The organism is Capnocytophaga sp. G1920 (assembly GCF_051417515.1).
In genome coordinates this window covers 176,472-194,856 of the sequence record NZ_JBPRKH010000002.1, presented here as the reverse complement: position 1 = coordinate 194,856, position 18,385 = coordinate 176,472, and the positions used below count along the sequence as shown (strand labels likewise).

Here is an 18,385-nt window from a genome sequence, read left to right as displayed (position 1 = left end):
TGAATGTTACCTCTTACCTAACTTAAATTTTCCTATCAATCACGTAATTTACCATTAGGGTTAAAGCTTCTTTATAAGGTGAGGTTGGGAATTCATCCAATATATTTAGGGCTTTTTGTTGGAACTCTTTCATTTTAGTCGTAGCATATTCCAGCCCTTTATGATTCTTTACAAATTCAATTACTTCCTTTACGCGTTTTTTGTCTTTGTTGTATTTTTTTACCGAATTAATAAGCCATTGTTTTTCTTCTTCGGAACAAATATTAAGTACATAAATAAGTGGTAGGGTCATTTTTTGTTCTTTAATATCTATACCCGTAGGTTTGCCAATTGCGTCTTCGGTATAATCAAAAAGGTCGTCTTTTATTTGGAAAGCCATTCCTATGTATTCACCAAAAAGTCGCATTTTCTCTATCAGTTCGGTTTGTTCTGGCTGTACCGAACAAGCTCCCATCGCACAACAAGCGGCTATAAGTGTCGCGGTTTTCTGACGGATAATCTCGTAGTACACCTCTTCTACAATATCTAACCGACGAGCTTTTTCTATCTGCAAGAGTTCGCCTTCACTCATTTCACGTACGGCTACCGAGATAATGCGCAATAAGTCGAAATCACCATTGTCTATAGAGAGTAGTAAGCCTTTAGAAAGTAGGTAATCACCCACCAATACAGCTATCTTGTTTTTCCATAAGGCATTGATTGAGAAGAACCCTCGGCGCTTGTTGCTGTCGTCCACTACATCATCGTGTACAAGGGTAGCAGTGTGTATGAGCTCTATTACCGATGCTCCCCGATAGGTGCGTTCGCTCACCTTACCTCCCGATACCATCTTGGCTACCAAGAACACAAACATTGGTCGCATTTGCTTGCCTTTGCGGTTTACAATATAGTAGGTAATACGATTCAGTAAGGCAACCTTAGACGACATCGAGCTACGGAACTTCTGTTCAAAAAGTTCCATTTCTTCACGGATAGGTTCTTTTATTTGAGCTGTTATCTTCATTGCTCGAAGTTATCAATTTCTACTTTTAGATTATTGATGATAAACTCTTGACGATCAGGAGTGTTTTTGCCCATATAGAACTCCAAGAGCTGTTCGGTATGGATAGTTTTGTCCATCATTACAGGGTCTAAGCGTATATCTTCCCCTATAAAATCTTTAAACTCATCGGGGGAAATTTCTCCCAATCCTTTAAAACGAGTAATTTCAGGTTTGCTCTTTAACTTGTCTATGGCTGCTTCCTTTTCTTCTTCGCTGTAACAATATATTTTTTGCGTTTTGTTGCGCACACGGAACAGAGGTGTTTGCAGTATATATAAATGCCCTTCTTTAATGATTTCGGGGAAGAACTGCAAAAAGAAAGTGATAAGCAAAAGACGAATGTGCATACCGTCTACATCGGCATCAGTGGCTACCACGATGTTATTGTAGCGAAGGTCGTCCATAGAGTCTTCAATATTTAGGGCGGCTTGTAATAGGTTGAACTCTTCATTTTCATACACTATTTTCTTACTCATTCCGTAGGTATTCAAAGGTTTACCACGTAGTGAGAAAACGGCTTGTGTGGTTACATCACGTGATTTGGTAATAGAGCCCGAAGCTGAATCTCCCTCAGTAATGAACAAGGTGCTTTGTAGGGCACGCTCGTCTTTGGTATCGGTAAGATGCACGCGACAGTCGCGTAGTTTACGGTTGTGTAAGCTTGCTTTTTTAGCTCTTTCTTTTGCCAATTTGCGAATACCTGCCAAGTCTTCACGTTCGCGTTGTGCCTGCATAATCTTCCGTTGTAGCGCATCGGATATCTCAGGGTTTTTATGTAGGAAATCATCTAAGTGGCGACTGATGAAATCATTGATATAGGTGCGTACAGAAGGCATTCCTTCTCCCATTTCGGTAGAACCGAGCTTAGTTTTAGTCTGGCTCTCAAACACAGGTTCCATCACTTTGATTGATAGACCCGCGATGATAGACTTACGCACATCGGAGGCATCATAGTTTTTTTTATAAAAGTCGCGAATGGTCTTTACATAAGCCTCTTTGAAAGCATTGAGGTGCGTACCCCCTTGTGTAGTGTTCTGACCGTTTACAAAAGAGTAATACTCTTCGCTGTACTGAGTTTTGCTGTGAGATATGGCAATCTCAATATCTTCACCTCTAAGGTGAATGATAGGGTAAAGAAAATCCTCTTCATTGTTGTTTTCGGTGAGGAGGTCTTTGAGTCCGTTTTCAGAATAGTACTTTTCACCATTGTAGTTGATAGTAAGACCTGGGTTGAGGTATACGTAGTTTTTGAGCATACGCACCACATACTCATTACGGAACTTGAAGTTCTTAAAGATAGTGTCGTCTGGAATAAAAGCTACACTGGTACCGCGCCTTTTCTGGCTTTCTTCAATGGCACTTTCTTCTTTTAGCAGACCTCTCTCAAAAATAGCCGATTTGCATTGACCATCGCGCACCGATTCCACTTTGAAGTAGGTAGAAAGGGCATTCACAGCTTTTGTACCCACCCCATTGAGTCCGATAGATTTCTTAAAAGCTCGGGAGTCGTACTTACCCCCCGTATTCATTTTCGATACTACATCTACTACCTTTCCTAAGGGGATACCGCGCCCATAGTCGCGTACTTCTACTTGGTTATCGGTGATTTTTACGTCGATGGTCTTACCAGCTCCCATCACGAACTCGTCTATACAGTTATCGATGACCTCTTTGAGAAGGATGTAAATACCGTCGTCGGCTGAAGAGCCATCGCCCAGCTTCCCGATATACATACCAGGGCGTGTGCGAATGTGTTCTTGCCAGTCCAAAGAGCGGATACTATCCTCGTCATATCTAATTTCTTCCATAAAGTTTACTTTCGTTTTTAGATGTGCAAAAGTATTAAAAATTATTCATATTCAAAAAATAAAAATCTGTCTCCTTTGCTTACAATTGTTTTGAAAAACAATTATAACATAAAGGTGTCGCTACCGTTACTTTCTTCTCCTCACCACAGCAATGGCAGTACTTCTCTTCATAGAAACGGTTGCCGAACTTCACCCACGCTTCATAACAGCTGTCGCACAAAGGCTTCGAAGGGTCAAAAGGAATAGCGGTATTACAACGGATACAGTGCCCTTTTTTCTCTTCTTGTACGGCATTTTCCTGAGGTGTTTCGGTTTCTATAGCTCTTTCAGGGGGAGGCTCGCGTTCTGCGAGTGGTCTGTTCTCAGCATTTACGTAGTTTTCGGGTACAAAAGAGGAGTAGCGGATAGGCTTCACCTCCTTGTTAGACAATACATCGTCTACCAAATCCAAATGCACGGTAGAGCCCACATAGTCTTTCGCCAGACCTAAAAACTTCTTGTTGTAGTTAGGGCGTTTAGCAAAGATAGTGTAACCGCTGTCGAGTACACTCATAATGGTGTTTTTGGAAGTTTCGAAGAAATTGTTTTTGTTTACAAGGTCGGTGAGGGCTTTTTCGGCGAGTACGCCAAACTCTACCTTGTTTTCCAGCGAGTAATCCAAAAGGTTCATAGAGGTAATCACCGATTGCTTTTCGTTGGCATAATATTGTCCGTGTAACTGTGGAATATACACCATTGTGATATTCGGGAAGCCCAAGAAGTACTCAATATCTTCACGCTTACAATTTTCTTCTCCATTAGAGGTGCTTTTGCCAAACCCAATGAGTATATGCAGTTTGGTGTTGTTTAAAAGCTGTTTAAAAACATTGTCTTTGAGGTAATCTCCCAGCTGAATATAAGGCGAAATGATAATAAGCTCCTTTTCCGCCTTAAAAAGGGTATCGTAAATAGTGTCGGATAATGTTTTTCCTGTTAAAAAGTCCATAGTATGTTTTTGTTAAGAGTGGTTTTTTTAGTATTATTTGTCATATAAGGTTATTTACTAGTTTCTATAAGTAATATCATAACCCAATAATTGTAAGAAAAGTAACCCATTCAAAGGAGCTATTTTATTACTTCCTATCCAGTTTTGTGCCTTACCCCAGCCAATAAGTTTCGGGATATACTTATATGCAAACATCTTTTTCTTAAAATTGTTTTCTTTGTTATTTTAAGTCTAATCTATATTCCAATACAAATCAGGATCACCATCAAAGACTTCATTAATAAATTGGTCACTTAAATTTTCTATATCTTGAGCATAACTACCATTATATTCATTATAGGTTTCCCTTTCATGATAAAAATTTTTATGAGTACTATTTACTTTTAAATCATCAAATATAACTCCTTGCTCTCTTAATTTCTTTTTTAAATGTTTAGAATACCATTTTATACCTTTCCTATTTATGTTAATCTTATTATTTCCTTCAATTGCGTTTAAAATGCTGTTAAAATCTCCTACGGGAAAATATGAGAGATTGTATAATATAAAAGTTGCATAGTTTATTCCTCTTAATGCATATAAAAATAATTCTTTTTTATCTTCTTCGTTCCAATTAGATAAATCTACCATGACACAATAATCAGATTTAGAGTTATCAGAATTATCAATATCGCTTAATTCTTTATGATTTATTTTTAATTTTTCAATTTCTTTTCTGAACATATCTATTGATTCATCTAAAGTAGCATTTTGTATTTTCCTTTTTAAATCCTCTATTGTCATTATGTTTATTTTTAGTATTTTCTATTATTTATAGATATATACCCATCACTTCACGGGTATATACCCGTCGTGTTACCAGTATATACCCGTGAGCCCATAGGTATATACCCGTAGGCTCACGCATATATATCGGTGTGATACGGGGTGCTACTTCTTGTATTTTTCGTACTTAACGGTTTTGAGCATCTCGCGGAGGTCGGCACCTGGGCGGAACTGAATTTTGTTGCCCTTGATGAGCGAAGCGGTGAACTTCTCGGCGGTGGGAGCGCCCTCGCTGGTAAGGGTAATTTGGAAGTTACCAAAGTCGCCCAACTTCACGATTTTGCCTTCCGATAGGTGCCTAATGAGTACTTTGGTAAGGTCGTTAAGCACAGCCAACACATCGGTATCCGATACGGTGGTGCTACCCTGTGCAATTTCTTTGGCAAGTGCCTTCAAAGAGACTTCGCCATCGGCTTTGGCACTGGCATAAAACTTGGGAGCCGCTGTTTTATCTAACAGATTCTTACGCTCTACTACATTGTATTTTACAGGCATAAAATATAAGTTTAAATGGTTAGTTTATTTTAATAATATTTTCAGATTTTCAATGGAGGTTTTTATCCATTTATCATTCATTAAGTTCATATACTTACCATTAAATTGATTTGTTATATAATCAATTACCTCATTTACTGGAGGAGATGTTATACTTGGTTTTACTATTTCTATAAGTTCTTTGTATTTTTTTTCACATAAATCAAATTGTAATCTACTACTAATTTTTGAATCTGTAAATGATAAAACAGCTATATTTCCTTGATGTGAATTAAGGTTTGTTAATATTTTCTTATAAATATCATTTGCATTAATAGCAGTACCATTTCCATTTGTTAAAAATGCTTCTACTATTGCAATAATGAATTTTTTTTCTAAAGATTTTGGTATTTTCAAATCATCACCTACAAGTCTAAGAAGTTGTCTAGCAAGGGCTGGTTCGGTATAAAAATTATTAAAACTTCTATGAGCAGAAAGAAAATCATTTATAGCATTATCTATTTCTATACTTCTTAAGTCATCAGGAATATAATTTTCAGCATTAACTATTTGTAAAAATTGTCTTGATAATTTTTTTTCTTCCTGAGTGTTATTTGCTGTAAAATGAGCATATTTTAATCCAAAATTATTTTTAATTTCTTCATCAACTCTTCCCCATATATCAGGTAAAAGTTTATTAATATTTTGCCGGGTTTGACTATCTGTTTCAATTTTTACATATATACCAAAAAAGCCAGATGCAAGATTATTTATTTGATCTTGTGTTAATTTTGTTGTAAATAAAGTAATTTCTTCCGCTTCTTTATCAGTTATAGCTGTATTTTTAATACTTCGTAGTAGCCTTTTTATATGAACTGTTACATTTGAAATAGGTAATGTAATAACCTCTTTTACGCAAGTTTCTAGCCATTCAATTAATTGTAGTCCTCTAATCTGACTATTATTTGGATGCGCTGCACTAGCCCAATTTCTCATATATTTAATATATTCAAGATGCCTAAAACCTAAATCAGATATTAATCCTATTTCTTTAGCTCCTCTTATAAGAGATGTATCATCTATTTTATCTAAATCCTTTTCATCTTTCAGTTTTTTCCTATCATCACCCAAAACAGCATTATCATAAAAAAAGTCAATATCATATTGAGATACTCTTTTTCTTATTTGCAATATAGTTTCGTCCCAAAGATAATTTAAAGCTGCATCAAAAAGTCCTGAAGCTGCACTAGCTATAAATTTTGAAAGATATAACGATTGTTGTCTGACTTCTAAAGGAATTTGATTTAATACATCGTTCAAATTCTTAAAAGTCTTTACCCTTTCTTGAGTATCTGCAAAGATATTATCTATAGGTAAAGAATAAGAATCTAGTGCACTTTTCAAACCTGTTTCAAAACTAGTTAGTAAAGCTAAACTTTGATTGGTATTTTGTATTTCCTGTGGTAAGTTACTCATATTTTCCATAGCATTTTTATATAAATTTAAAAAATTAGTCATTCAGTTTCAGCACCGCCATAAACGCACTCTGTGGTATCTCCACATTCCCCACTTGGCGCATACGTTTCTTACCGGCTTTCTGTTTCTCCAATAGCTTACGCTTACGCGAGATGTCCCCTCCGTAACATTTGGCAGTAACGTCCTTACGGAGGGCTTTAATAGTCTCACGAGAGATAATTTTAGCCCCAATAGCCGCCTGTATCGGAATGTCAAACTGCTGGCGCGGGATCAGCTCGCGGAGCTTCTCGCACATCTTCTTGCCTATATTATAAGCATTATCGGCGTGAATAAGAGCCGAAAGCGCATCTACCGATTGCGAGTTGATGAGGATATCCACTTTCACAAGGTTAGAAGCACGCATCCCAATAGGCGAATAGTCAAACGAGGCATAGCCCTTGCTCACTGTTTTGAGGCGGTCGTAGAAGTCGAATACGATTTCGGCAAGTGGCATATCAAAGTTCAGCTCTACACGCTCAGGGGTGAGGTAGTGCTGGTTAGTTATCTGTCCGCGTTTCTCAATACAGAGCGACATCACCTGGCCTATAAAATCCGATTTGGTGATGATGCTCGCCTTGATATACGGCTCTTCCACACGGTCTAATTTCGACGGGTCGGGTAGGTCAGAAGGGTTATTTACGATAATCTCTTTTTCAGGTTCTTTTTTGGTAAAGGCGTGGTAACTTACGTTGGGCACGGTGGTAATCACCGTCATACCAAACTCGCGTTCCAGACGCTCTTGTACGATTTCTAAGTGCAACATTCCTAAGAATCCACAGCGGAAGCCAAAGCCCAAAGCGGCAGAACTTTCGGGGGTAAACACCAGCGAGGCATCGTTCAGTTGCAGTTTTTCCATCGAGGCGCGTAGCTCTTCGTAATCTTCGGTGTCTACCGGATAAATTCCCGCGAATACCATTGGTTTTACATTCTCAAAACCATCAATAGCTTCTTTACAGCCGTCTACTGCCGAGGTAATAGTATCACCCACCTTCACCTCACGCGCATCCTTAATACCGGTGATAAGGTAACCCACATCGCCGGTGCCAATCACTTGTTTGGGCACTTGGTTGAGTTTGAGCGTACCCACCTCATCTGCATCATAGATTTTGCCGTTGGACATAAATTTGATTTTCTGTCCCTTGCGTATTTCACCGTTCATCACCCGGAAGTAAGTCTCCACCCCGCGGAAGGAGTTGTATACCGAGTCGAATATCAATGCTTGTAGCGGTGCCTTAGGGTCGCCGGTAGGGGCAGGAATACGCTCTATAATAGCCTCCAAAATTGCCTCTACACCCAAACCTGTTTTTCCGCTGGCAGGGATAATCTCATCGGGCGAACAACCTAATAGGTCTACTATATCGTCTTTCACCTCTTCGGGGTTAGCACTGGGTAGGTCTATTTTGTTGAGTACGGGAATGATTTCAAGGTCGTTTTCGAGAGCCAAGTAGAGGTTAGAAATCGTTTGTGCTTGTATGCTTTGAGCGGCATCTACGATGAGGAGCGCCCCCTCGCAAGCAGCGATGGAACGCGATACCTCATAAGAGAAATCCACGTGACCGGGGGTATCGATAAGGTTGAGAATATACGTTTCGCCTTTGTACACATATTCCATTTGTATCGCGTGGCTCTTGATAGTAATACCGCGCTCGCGCTCCAAGTCCATATTGTCGAGCAATTGGTCTTGTTTTTCGCGTTCGGTTACGGTTTGGGTAAAGTCGAGCAAACGGTCGGCTAAGGTACTCTTCCCGTGGTCGATATGTGCAATAATGCAGAAATTACGTATGTTCTTCATTTGTTTTTTAGTGTTTAGTTTTTAGTGATGAGTTGTGAGTTGTCTGTACCGAGAGACAACGAACTAATAATTAAAGGTGCAAAGATAGAAAATAATTGTCAATTCACAAATTGAAAGTTCTATCGTGCTTTAAAGAGGTTCTCATTTGTAGTTTATTGGATTATTTGTAATATATTTTTGATTGTAAATTTACTTTTTCAAAAGAAAAAGTTGCTAAATCAAAATTATTGTTTATATTTGCGACCAAATTAGAAAAAGAAAACAATATCTCTTTCTTTAAAAGTATTAAAATTATCAATTTAAAAAACTTATCCAAATGAGAGATTTAACTAAAATGACAAACATTGAGGACTTGCGTGTGGTGTGTAAACGCAACGTCCCTAAGATGTTCTATGAGTATGTAGACACCGGCTCTTGGACTGAATCAACTTACAGAGAAAATGTTTCCGATTTTAACCCTATTAAATTCCGTCAACGCATATTAGTGGATATGGATAACCGTACCCTCGAAAGTACTCTTTTAGGGCAAAAGGTAAAGTTTCCCGCTATGACGGCTCCTGTTGGCTTTATGGGAATGATGTGGGCTGATGGTGAAATCCATATGGCAAAAGCTGCTCAAAAATTTGGAATCCCCTTCACGCTTTCTACGATGTCTATCTGTTCTATCGAAGATTTGGTAGAAGCAGGAGTAGAGCCCTTTTGGTTTCAGTTGTATGTAATGCGCGACCGCGATTTTATGAAAGACCTTATTCGTCGTGCTAAAGATGCTAAATGCTCTGCTTTAATGATAACCGTAGATTTGCAGGTGCTCGGCAATCGTCATCGCGATATCAAGAATGGACTTTCCACCCCTCCTAAGTTCACTATCCCTAATATGATTAACCTCTCTACTAAAATTCCTTGGGGGTTGCGCTATGTGTTTGGCAATCGCCGTTGGACATTCCGCAATATTGCAGGTCACGCGAAAAGCGTATCCGACCTCTCTTCACTTTCCTCTTGGACAAAAGAGCAGTTCGACCCAAGTCTTAGTTGGAAAGATATCGCCGAAATTAAAGAATTATGGGGGGGACCTATCATCTTAAAGGGTATTATGACTCCTGAAGATGCTATCGAAGCTGTGAAATATGGTGCCGATGCTATCATTGTGTCTAACCACGGTGGTCGCCAAATGGACGATACTATTTCCACTATCAAAGCACTCCCCGATATTGTAAGTGCCGTAGGTAGCCAAACCGAAGTATGGATAGACTCTGGTTTCTATACAGGGCAAAATATGCTCAAAGCGTGGGCGTTAGGAGCCAAAGGTATTATGCTTGGTCGTGCTCCTGTATATGGGCTCGGTGCTTATGGCGAAGAAGGCGTAACACGTGCTTTGCAAATATTATATGACGAAATGGATACTACTATGGCTTTTTCAGGTCATCGTAACCTCCAAGATGTAGATAGTAGTATTTTAGTAGAGGGTACTTATCCTCTACCAAGCAATAATTTCCGAGTTTAGTTTAACTTTCATTGTAAAAAGAAAGAGCTTAATACGAATGATGTATTAAGCTCTTTCACTTTTTATTACAAACTATTAAAATTTAAACCACTTATTCTTCATTATAAATGCTCCTTACAATCCCATCGGCAAGACCAATACGGGGTACGTGCACAATTTCTGCTCCTGACCATTTCATCGCATTGATGAACACTGTAAGTGCATACAAAATTACGTCGGCACGGTCGGGATTAAAGCCTAAGAGCCTGATGCGTTCATCGTAAGTAAATCCCGATACATAGTTAAGGTAATCGGTGAGGTACTGATAGCTCAGTGGTTCTCCTTCTCTGCTGTTGGAGTTCTTGTGTATCTTGTTGATGTTCCCTCCTGAACCAATGGCTTCTATATGCTCACAGTCTTTCGTGTGCTTTTTTATCCAGTGTTCTACTTCTTCCCACGTTTTATTGCTTACTTTGTTGTCTAATAAACGTACTGTACCTATGGGGAACGAACGCGACTTTTTTACCTTCCCCTTCGAGAAGACCGTAAACTCAGTACTACCCCCGCCTACGTCTATGTATAGGTAATCTTTATCTTTTTGTATTAAACTTGAAATATCGGTAGAAGCAATAATGCTCGCCTCTTCGGCGCCATCTATAATATCTATGCGCACTCCTGTACGTTTGTATACCTCATCGGCTACTTGTTGCCCATTGGTAGATTCTCGCATTGCCGAGGTCGCACAAGCGCGATACTTTTCCACTTGGTTTACTTTCATCAGTAAACTGAACGCTTGCATCGTGTCTGCCAATCTATCGGTGTTTTCTTCTGAGATGAGCCCGTCTAAAAACACATCAGCTCCCAAACGGATAGGCACGCGCACCAAGCTGGCTTTGGTAAATTTCGGAGCTTCGTTAGGCTCTTCCAATACGTTCGATATGAGCAATCTCACCCCGTTCGATCCTATGTCTATCGCTCCTAATTTTTTGATATTCATATCGTAATTATTTGTCTTTATCCATTTCTAAAGAGCGCACTTTTAGCGGATTCTTGGTCAGTTCAGCATATTCCTCACGGTTTCTAAACACATCTAAAGCAGTGAAAATAGCGTGACGGAACGACTCAGGGTCGGCAATGCCCTTGCCTGCTATTTCGTAAGCCGTACCGTGGTCGGGCGAAGTGCGTACTTTGCTAAGTCCTGCTGTGTAGTTCACTCCACTGCCAAAGGCAATGGTTTTGAACGCGATAAGCCCTTGGTCGTGGTAAGGTGCTAATACCGCATCGTAATTCCGGTAGGTTTGTGAACCGAAAAAACTATCGGCAGCAAAAGGTCCAAATACTAATATATTCTCATCGAAATATAGCTTTTTCAAGGCTGGGCGTAACACTTCGTCATCTTCGTTACCTATCACGCCTTTATCTCCGCAATGTGGATTAATGCCCAATACGGCTATTTTAGGGCGTTGTAAGCGGAAGTCCTTAATGAGTGATTCGTTCATCAGGCGCGCTTTCTCCATAATGAGGGCTTCTGTAATGAGAGAAGAAACCTCTTTCAAAGGCACGTGATCAGTAAGTAAACCCACTTTCAGGTCTTCGCTCACCATAAACATCAGGCTAGTACCGTTGAGCTCTTGTGCCAAATAATCAGTGTGACCAGGGAAGTGAAACGCGTCCGACTGTATGTTGTTCTTATTGATAGGAGCGGTTACTAGCACATCAATACTGTTGTTTTTTAATGCTTCTACCGCAGCTTGTAATGATAAAAAGGCATATTTGCCACCTTCTTCGGTTTCTTGTCCGAAGGTGACCGTAGGGGTTTCTTTCCAGCAGTTTAGCACATTTAGCTTGCCGTCAATAGCAGCTTCCACACTCTCAATTCCTTGAAAATTGGCAGTGGTATTGAAATGTTTCTTCTGAAAAGAAACTAACTTGTTCGAAGCAAAAATAATAGGCGTACACAGTTCCAATATTTGGTGGTCTTCAAAGGTTTTTAGGATAATTTCAAGTCCTACACCGTTCATATCACCAATGGAAATTCCTACTTTTATGGGTTTTTCTTTCATAAAATGAAATGCATTTTAGGGTACTTATTCTTCTCTCTGAGTGTAGAATACGCTTATTCTGGGCAAGCGTTTTTCTACTTCTTCGTATTGCTGAGTAGTGAAATTACGGTTGTTGATGTATAAAACACCCTTCCACTGTATTTTCTCTATCGATTTTATAAACTGTTTGAAATCAAGCGGATTGTCGTTGATATTCACGTAAGTTAATCGTGGATTTTCAGCCAATGCTTGTGGTAATTTAGTGAGGTTGTTCGCATTGAAGTATACGTTTTCTAACTTTGGTAAACGTCCTACTGAGGCAGGCACTTCGCTAAGTGCAGCATTGCGCAACGATAGTTCTTCAAGTAGTGGCAACTTGTCGAAGTTATCAGGAAGTACTTTTATTTTGTTCTTCGTGTCAAACTGACTGATGATAAGTGATTTCAATTTAGGTAAGGCAAACACTTGCTCAGGGAAATCTGTAAATTCAGCTCCTTCAAACTTCAAATTTTCTAACTGTTTTAAGTTCATAAGTGACGCAGGTACTTCGGTAATCGGGTTATAGATATCTATAGTTTGCAAAGCCGAAAGACTGCCGATGTTCTCAGGCAATTTGCTTAGGTTATTGAGGCGTAACACCAATACTTTTAGTGTTTTATTTTCAACACTTAGCTCAGGAAATGAAGCTATCCCCACTTCCTTTATTTCCAATACTTCAAGTTGCTGTGCTTCACTGAAAAGCCTTCTCAATAAAGCCTCACTTACTTGCACTTCATTATTTGAATTGCTATAAATTCTAACTTCTTTTAGCTTAGCAAAGTTAGTCTTCATAAGCTCTTCAGCGCTCCTGAAACTTTGTTCATCTCCGCTGGTAGTGGCAATTCTTATTTGCATAGATTGTGCCCCTGCAACAAACGGAATTGCGAGGGCAAACACGCATAAAAGTTGTTTTATTTTTTTCATTGTTCTATTTTTTATCTGTAAATAATTATTACTTTTGTCCTTTCAGAGTGCAAAGATATAAAAAATATGGGAGTAACACAAACTTATTCTTTTCATAGTAATGGTAAATTGCTCATTACGGGCGAATATGCGGTGCTCGACGGAGCGCTCGCTTTTGCTTTACCCACCCAGAAAGGACAGACATTGAAGGTAATAGAAGGAGCAAACGAAAACCGATGGCAAGCCTTTGATGCCAACGGTGATTTGTGGTTCGACAGTGCGACACTCACTACTGAAACCGACCAACAAATAGCACAAACATTGCAAAAAATACTCACTACGGCTACTCACCTCAACCCCAATTTCAAAGATAAATGGCTACACTCTCAAGTGCAAACTCATTTAGAGTTCCCTCGTTTGTGGGGCTTAGGCACTTCCTCTACACTCATCAACAATATAGCGCAGTGGGCAGCCGTAAATCCATACGAACTGCTTTTTAAGAGTTTTGGTGGCAGTGGTTACGATATCGCTTGTGCCAAAAGCAATACTCCATTGTTGTATAAGTTAGAAGGAGGCAAACCACATAGTTACCCTTTGCGCTTTCTTTTTCCTCATACGCATCAAATCTACTTCGTTTATCTCAATCAGAAACAAAATAGCAAGGACGGAATTGCGCGTTATCGGTCAGTAACTAAAAGTAAACGCAAACTTGCTGAGAGCATTACTCGCCTTACTGAACAGTTTGTTTTAGCGCACACCATAGCCGATGTTTGCCAGATATTAAACGAACACGAAACCCTCATTAGCAACTACTTGAATATGCCCACCGTTAAAGAACGCCTTTTTTCCGATTTCAACGGCACAGTGAAGAGTTTGGGCGCTTGGGGTGGTGATTTTGTATTAGCCATTTCCGAAACCGAAGATACCCCCGCTTATTTTGCCTCCAAAGGTTTTGGTACTTGTGTTCCTTACAACGAAATGATATAACTTAAACCTCTGAATTGCTACTCTTGCATTTTTTCTGTTAAAATTGAGGTTTTACCCTTAATTTATTCAATATTTTAAAATCGTCTTATCTCCCTCTGATATTCAGTATAGTAAGCTCATTCCTTCGTCTTTCCTTCGTCTTAGGTTCGTCTTACCTTCGCTTTAGCTTCGAGTTTCCTATAAGTTACCTATAAGATACGATAATGTTTAGTTGTACTGTTTTTCAGTACTTTATAAATTTAGAGCTAAAAAATATTTTACTGTCCTATTTTGAAGAAAAATAGCTGTTTTAACTATTTTTAACAGAAAAAACGCAAAAGCACTTTCCCTATTTATTGTCGATAGCACTGTAGTAAAGTGCTTCATACATTGGCACTATTCTATCCTCGTCAAAACGTTCGGCTACTTTTCGGGCATTCTGTTTAAATTGTGCCAATCGGGTTTTGTCTTCAAGTATGTAAATAGCCTTCTCAGCCATTGCTTTTACATCGCCTATGGGGCACAGATAGCCCGATACGCCCTCTTCATTCACTTCTGGAAGTCCTCCCGTATTGCTCGATACTACCGGAACGCCTGCTGCCATTGCTTCTAATGCCGAAAGTCCAAAGCTCTCAGAAGCAGAAGGGAGTAAGAATAAATCGGTGAAACACAAAATGCGGTCTATATCAGAAGTATTACCTAAAAACAGCACTTTGCTTTTGATGCCTAAATCCTTGCAGAGCTGGTCGGCTATCTCGCGCTCAGGTCCGTCACCTACCATTATGAGCTTAGCAGGAAGTTTCTGCTGAATGCCATAAAAAATTCTCACCACATCGTCTATGCGTTTTACCTTCCTAAAGTTACTAATGTGTGTAACGATGAGTTCCTCAGGCTTTGCCATTACAGTGCGTTTGCAAGGGGAAGTTTCTTTGGATTTTTTTATATTTGTGAAGTTAGGAATTACCTTAATATCTTTATCTATACGGAAAAGTCTTAGAGTATCTTGCTTCAAACTCTCGGACACTGAAGTTACAATATCCGACTGGTTGATGCTAAACGTGACTGCCTCTTTGTAAGTAGGGTGGTTGCCCACAAGGGTAATATCGGTGCCGTGAAGGGTCGTTACCATAGGCACTTCTATCCCTTCCCGTTTGAGCATTTGTTTAGCCATATAACCTGCATAAGCGTGCGGAATGGCATAATGCACGTGCAAAATATCTATGTGATAGGTTTTTATCACATAAGCCATTTTGCTGGACAATGCTAGTTCGTAAGGCTGGTAGTGAAACAAGGGGTATTCCTCTACGTGCACTTCGTGAAAGTGAATGTTCATCTCCAAGAAGTCTAAACGCACCGGGTAACTATACGTGATAAAGTGCACCTGATGACCTTTGCGAGCTAAGGCAATCCCGAGTTCGGTAGCTACAACACCACTCCCTCCAAAGGTAGGGTAACACACTATGGCTATATTCATATTTGATATATATTAGAGAGGCAAAGGTACTAATTTTTCTGTGGGTATTGAAAATATTAACAAAAAATTATATCTTTGTACTCAGTAAACAGCGTTCTATATGAAAACTTTAGATTCTTTTATAAATATTAAAAACGGCGATTTTCTCCTTATAAAAGGAGAGACCATCACTGCTGATACTACTTTTACAATTCTTAGAGAACGTTTTCCTAATAACGAAGTATGGGACGTAGGGACAGGCTATTATTGGTTGTATTTCAGCGATTGTTCTTTTGAAGGGAAGTTATTTAGTGTGTCGCTTTGTTTTGAAGGAGAACAGCTGAAATTCTTAGGTTTTGCAATGAAGAATGAAAAACAAACCTCGTGGGACGATTGGAGTGAAGTATACGAATTGCAGACTGAAAAATACTATGACCAATGGCTTACAGCACATATAGGCAAGGAACGCATTTTCTCTTGGGGAAGTATTAAGTCTATTTACGACCGCAAAGGAGGAGGTACAGCTATTTGGGTGAATTATAACAAATAAAAGAGGCTTTCTATAAAGTTATAGAAAACCTCTTGTTATCGAGTGAGCCTCTCAGTCAGGAATTGGTACCTCCGCTTAAAATAGGTATAAGGCTCTTTAATTCGAAATGACGAATAGCTAACGAGGGTTATAAATCTTCGTTCAAACTATCGATAATAGTTAGTTTAGCAAAGCGTAATAATATATTTTTTAAGCCTCCTGTCTCGAAATTTATTTGCGCCTTTTTATCATTTCCTGTTCCCTCCAATGAAATTACTTTACCACGACCGAAACGTTCGTGATAAACTGCTGTTCCTATATCCAGTCCGTTATAAGTATTTTTATTATTACTATTAGAATTATACAAAGCATTCACAGGTTTTAACTTCCTGAGTTTTTGTTGTTCTTCTCCTGTTGGGGCGTTTTTATGAGGAGGTATTCCACTTATAGGTTTCTGCAAACGTAGTTTACTTTTATCTACTTCACCAAAAATATCCCTATCAATAAGTGGTTTATAACGATAATTAGGATTAGAAATAGAAGGTGTAAGATACTGCAAATAGCGTTCATCTATTTCTTCGATAAATCTACTTGGCTCGGCATCAGAAAGTTTTCCCCAACGATAACGGTTTTCTGCATAAGTTAAATAGGCTTGTTTCTCAGCACGGGTGAGTGCTACATAAAATAACCTTCTTTCTTCTTCCAAATCATTACGTGATTGTATGCTCATTGCCGAAGGAAATAAATCTTCTTCCATCCCTACCACGTATACATACGGAAACTCCAATCCTTTTGCCAAGTGAATAGTCATCAAAGCTACACGGTCATCATCACCTATTTCTTTATCCATATCAGTAGCCAAAGCAACATCTTCTAAATATTCTGAAAGACTTGCCCTGCTATCTGCTACATCTTCTTGTCCTTCTACAAAATCTTTCATACCATTAAGCATCTCTTCGATGTTTTCCATTTTGGCTATACCCTCGGGGGTACCATCTTTTTTAAACTCTTGTAAAAGCCCTGTTTTCTTGGCGACTTGTTCGGCAACTTCAAAAACGTTAGCTTTTTCATTGAGTGCTTGAAGGTTAAGAATCATTACCACAAAATCAGTAAGTTTTTGCTTTGTAGTAGTGTTGATGTGCAGTTCTGGAAGTTTATTGATGTTATACATTATCTCGAAGATAGACTTCTTATAATGATTTGCTGCCAAAGTAAGCTTTTCCATTGTAGTTTCTCCAATTCCTCGTGCAGGAAAATTGATAATGCGCACCAAAGCTTCCTCATCATTTGGATTGATAATTAGCCTCAAATAAGCAAGCATATCTTTGATTTCCTTGCGTTGGTAGAATGACAATCCGCCATAGATGCGGTATGGAATGTCACGTTTTCTAAGTGCATCTTCAATAGCACGTGATTGTGAATTAGTGCGATAAAGTACCGCAAAATTACCATTAGGAAGCTGGTGTTGCATCTTGTTTTCGAAGATAGAGCTCGCTACAAAACGACCTTCATCAGCATCAGTAGGACTTCTATGCACTTTAATAGGTTCACCTAATTCATTTTCAGTGAAAACTACCTTTTCCAATCGTATTTTATTGTGTTCTATCACGCTATTAGCCGCTTCCACAATATTTTTTGTAGAACGATAATTTTGCTCTAACTTATATTCTTTTGCCTCTGGATAATCATTTTTGAAATTGAGAATATTATTGATGTTTGCTCCCCTAAAAGCATAAATACTTTGCGCATCATCTCCTACTACACAAATGTTATGAAAACGGTCTGCCAAAGCCTTCACGATAAGATATTGAGAGTGATTGGTATCTTGATACTCATCTACAAGAATATACCTAAACCTATTTTGATATTTTGCCAATACATCAGGATATAGATTGAGGAGTTCATTTGTTTTCAGCAATAAATCGTCAAAATCCATTGCTCCTGCTTTAAAACACCTATCTACATATTCTTGATAAATTTCTCCTAAACGTGGTTGTCTTGCCATTGCATCAGCTTCCATCAGTTCAGGATTATTAAAATAGGCTCTCACCGTAATAAGACTGTTTTTAAAGGAAGAAATACGCGATTGTATTCGTTTATACTTATAGATATCTTTGTCCAACTCCATCTCCTTAATGATGCCATTAATAAGACGTTGGGAATCTTGAGTGTCATATATAGTAAAATTTTGAGGATATCCCAATTTATCGGCTTCGATGCGCAAGATTTTAGCAAAAACAGAGTGGAATGTACCCATCCATAGGTTCTTTGCTTCGTTGTTGCCTACAAGACTGGCAATACGCTTTTTCATTTCGTTGGCAGCCTTATTAGTAAAGGTAAGAGCAAGGATATTGAAAGCATCTACACCTTCTCTCATCAAGTTGGCTATGCGATAAGTAAGCACGCGAGTTTTACCAGAGCCTGCTCCTGCTATCACGATGATAGGTCCATCTTTTTGAAGCACGGCAGCACGTTGAGGGGCATTTAGACTTTCTAATTCCTTTAAAAATGTATCCATAATAATCTTCGCAA

16 protein-coding genes are annotated in these 18,385 nt (G+C 38.9%); 3 read left to right on the top strand and 13 right to left on the bottom strand.

All coding sequences use genetic code 11. The features are described from left to right. Positions 1 to 22: 22 nt before the first annotated feature. The 8 genes from ACSQ7D_RS02775 to lepA form a co-directional block, all read right to left on the bottom strand. Entirely contained in the window at positions 23 to 1,003 is a 981-nt protein-coding gene (locus ACSQ7D_RS02775) for a polyprenyl synthetase family protein (protein WP_437135289.1), read from the bottom strand. Further along, positions 1,000 to 2,850 (bottom strand): DNA topoisomerase IV subunit B, encoded by a 1,851-nt coding sequence (locus ACSQ7D_RS02770; RefSeq protein ID WP_437135288.1) that lies wholly within the window; start codon positions 2,848 to 2,850, stop codon positions 1,000 to 1,002. The genes ACSQ7D_RS02775 and ACSQ7D_RS02770 overlap by 4 nt, the downstream gene beginning before the upstream one ends. A gap of 79 nt (positions 2,851 to 2,929) precedes the next feature. Next, entirely contained in the window at positions 2,930 to 3,835 is a 906-nt protein-coding gene (locus tag ACSQ7D_RS02765) for a hypothetical protein (protein WP_437135287.1), read from the bottom strand. A gap of 57 nt (positions 3,836 to 3,892) precedes the next feature. Continuing rightward, the gene (locus ACSQ7D_RS02760) at positions 3,893 to 4,030 is read right to left on the bottom strand and encodes a hypothetical protein (protein ID WP_437135286.1); all 138 of its coding nucleotides are present in this window, start codon (positions 4,028 to 4,030) and stop codon (positions 3,893 to 3,895) included. Positions 4,031 to 4,066: 36 nt separating this feature from the next. Continuing rightward, positions 4,067 to 4,618, bottom strand: coding sequence for a hypothetical protein (locus ACSQ7D_RS02755; RefSeq protein WP_437135285.1), 552 nt, complete (start codon positions 4,616 to 4,618; stop codon positions 4,067 to 4,069). 147 nt (positions 4,619 to 4,765) lie between these two features. Further along, complete coding sequence (locus tag ACSQ7D_RS02750; protein ID WP_437135284.1) at positions 4,766 to 5,155, bottom strand: HU family DNA-binding protein; 390 nt, start codon at positions 5,153 to 5,155, stop codon at positions 4,766 to 4,768. Between the two features lie 24 nt (positions 5,156 to 5,179). Then, positions 5,180 to 6,652: a hypothetical protein gene (locus ACSQ7D_RS02745; protein ID WP_437135283.1), complete on the bottom strand. Its 1,473-nt coding sequence runs from the start codon at positions 6,650 to 6,652 to the stop codon at positions 5,180 to 5,182. Further along, a complete protein-coding gene (gene lepA / locus ACSQ7D_RS02740) occupies positions 6,645 to 8,441 on the bottom strand; it encodes a translation elongation factor 4 (protein WP_437135282.1) in 1,797 nt (598 codons plus the stop codon). The genes ACSQ7D_RS02745 and lepA overlap by 8 nt, the downstream gene beginning before the upstream one ends. A 316-nt stretch (positions 8,442 to 8,757) precedes the next feature. Between lepA and ACSQ7D_RS02735 the strand changes: the two genes are divergently transcribed. After that, positions 8,758 to 9,942 (top strand): alpha-hydroxy acid oxidase, encoded by a 1,185-nt coding sequence (locus ACSQ7D_RS02735; protein ID WP_009417310.1) that lies wholly within the window; start codon positions 8,758 to 8,760, stop codon positions 9,940 to 9,942. A gap of 91 nt (positions 9,943 to 10,033) precedes the next feature. Here the strand turns inward: ACSQ7D_RS02735 and ACSQ7D_RS02730 are convergent, their stop codons facing one another. From ACSQ7D_RS02730 to ACSQ7D_RS02720, 3 genes are read right to left on the bottom strand one after another with little or no spacing between them, the layout of a single operon-like run. Continuing rightward, positions 10,034 to 10,918: a Ppx/GppA phosphatase family protein gene (locus ACSQ7D_RS02730; protein WP_009417358.1), complete on the bottom strand. Its 885-nt coding sequence runs from the start codon at positions 10,916 to 10,918 to the stop codon at positions 10,034 to 10,036. A 7-nt stretch (positions 10,919 to 10,925) separates the two neighbouring features. After that, the gene (gene pdxA, locus ACSQ7D_RS02725) at positions 10,926 to 11,984 is read right to left on the bottom strand and encodes a 4-hydroxythreonine-4-phosphate dehydrogenase PdxA (protein ID WP_009417349.1); all 1,059 of its coding nucleotides are present in this window, start codon (positions 11,982 to 11,984) and stop codon (positions 10,926 to 10,928) included. A gap of 24 nt (positions 11,985 to 12,008) precedes the next feature. Then, complete coding sequence (locus ACSQ7D_RS02720; RefSeq protein WP_002672389.1) at positions 12,009 to 12,926, bottom strand: leucine-rich repeat domain-containing protein; 918 nt, start codon at positions 12,924 to 12,926, stop codon at positions 12,009 to 12,011. 66 nt (positions 12,927 to 12,992) lie between these two features. Between ACSQ7D_RS02720 and ACSQ7D_RS02715 the strand changes: the two genes are divergently transcribed. After that, a complete protein-coding gene (locus tag ACSQ7D_RS02715; protein ID WP_437135281.1) occupies positions 12,993 to 13,892 on the top strand; it encodes a GYDIA family GHMP kinase in 900 nt (299 codons plus the stop codon). Positions 13,893 to 14,220: 328 nt separating this feature from the next. Here ACSQ7D_RS02715 and bshA read toward each other — a convergent pair whose 3' ends face one another. Continuing rightward, entirely contained in the window at positions 14,221 to 15,345 is a 1,125-nt protein-coding gene (gene bshA, locus ACSQ7D_RS02710; protein ID WP_437135280.1) for an N-acetyl-alpha-D-glucosaminyl L-malate synthase BshA, read from the bottom strand. Between the two features lie 100 nt (positions 15,346 to 15,445). Between bshA and ACSQ7D_RS02705 the strand changes: the two genes are divergently transcribed. Next, positions 15,446 to 15,874 (top strand): hypothetical protein, encoded by a 429-nt coding sequence (locus ACSQ7D_RS02705; protein ID WP_437135279.1) that lies wholly within the window; start codon positions 15,446 to 15,448, stop codon positions 15,872 to 15,874. Between the two features lie 127 nt (positions 15,875 to 16,001). Here the strand turns inward: ACSQ7D_RS02705 and ACSQ7D_RS02700 are convergent, their stop codons facing one another. Beyond that, the gene (locus tag ACSQ7D_RS02700; protein ID WP_437135278.1) at positions 16,002 to 18,371 is read right to left on the bottom strand and encodes an ATP-dependent helicase; all 2,370 of its coding nucleotides are present in this window, start codon (positions 18,369 to 18,371) and stop codon (positions 16,002 to 16,004) included. Between the last annotated feature and the right edge of the window lie 14 nt (positions 18,372 to 18,385).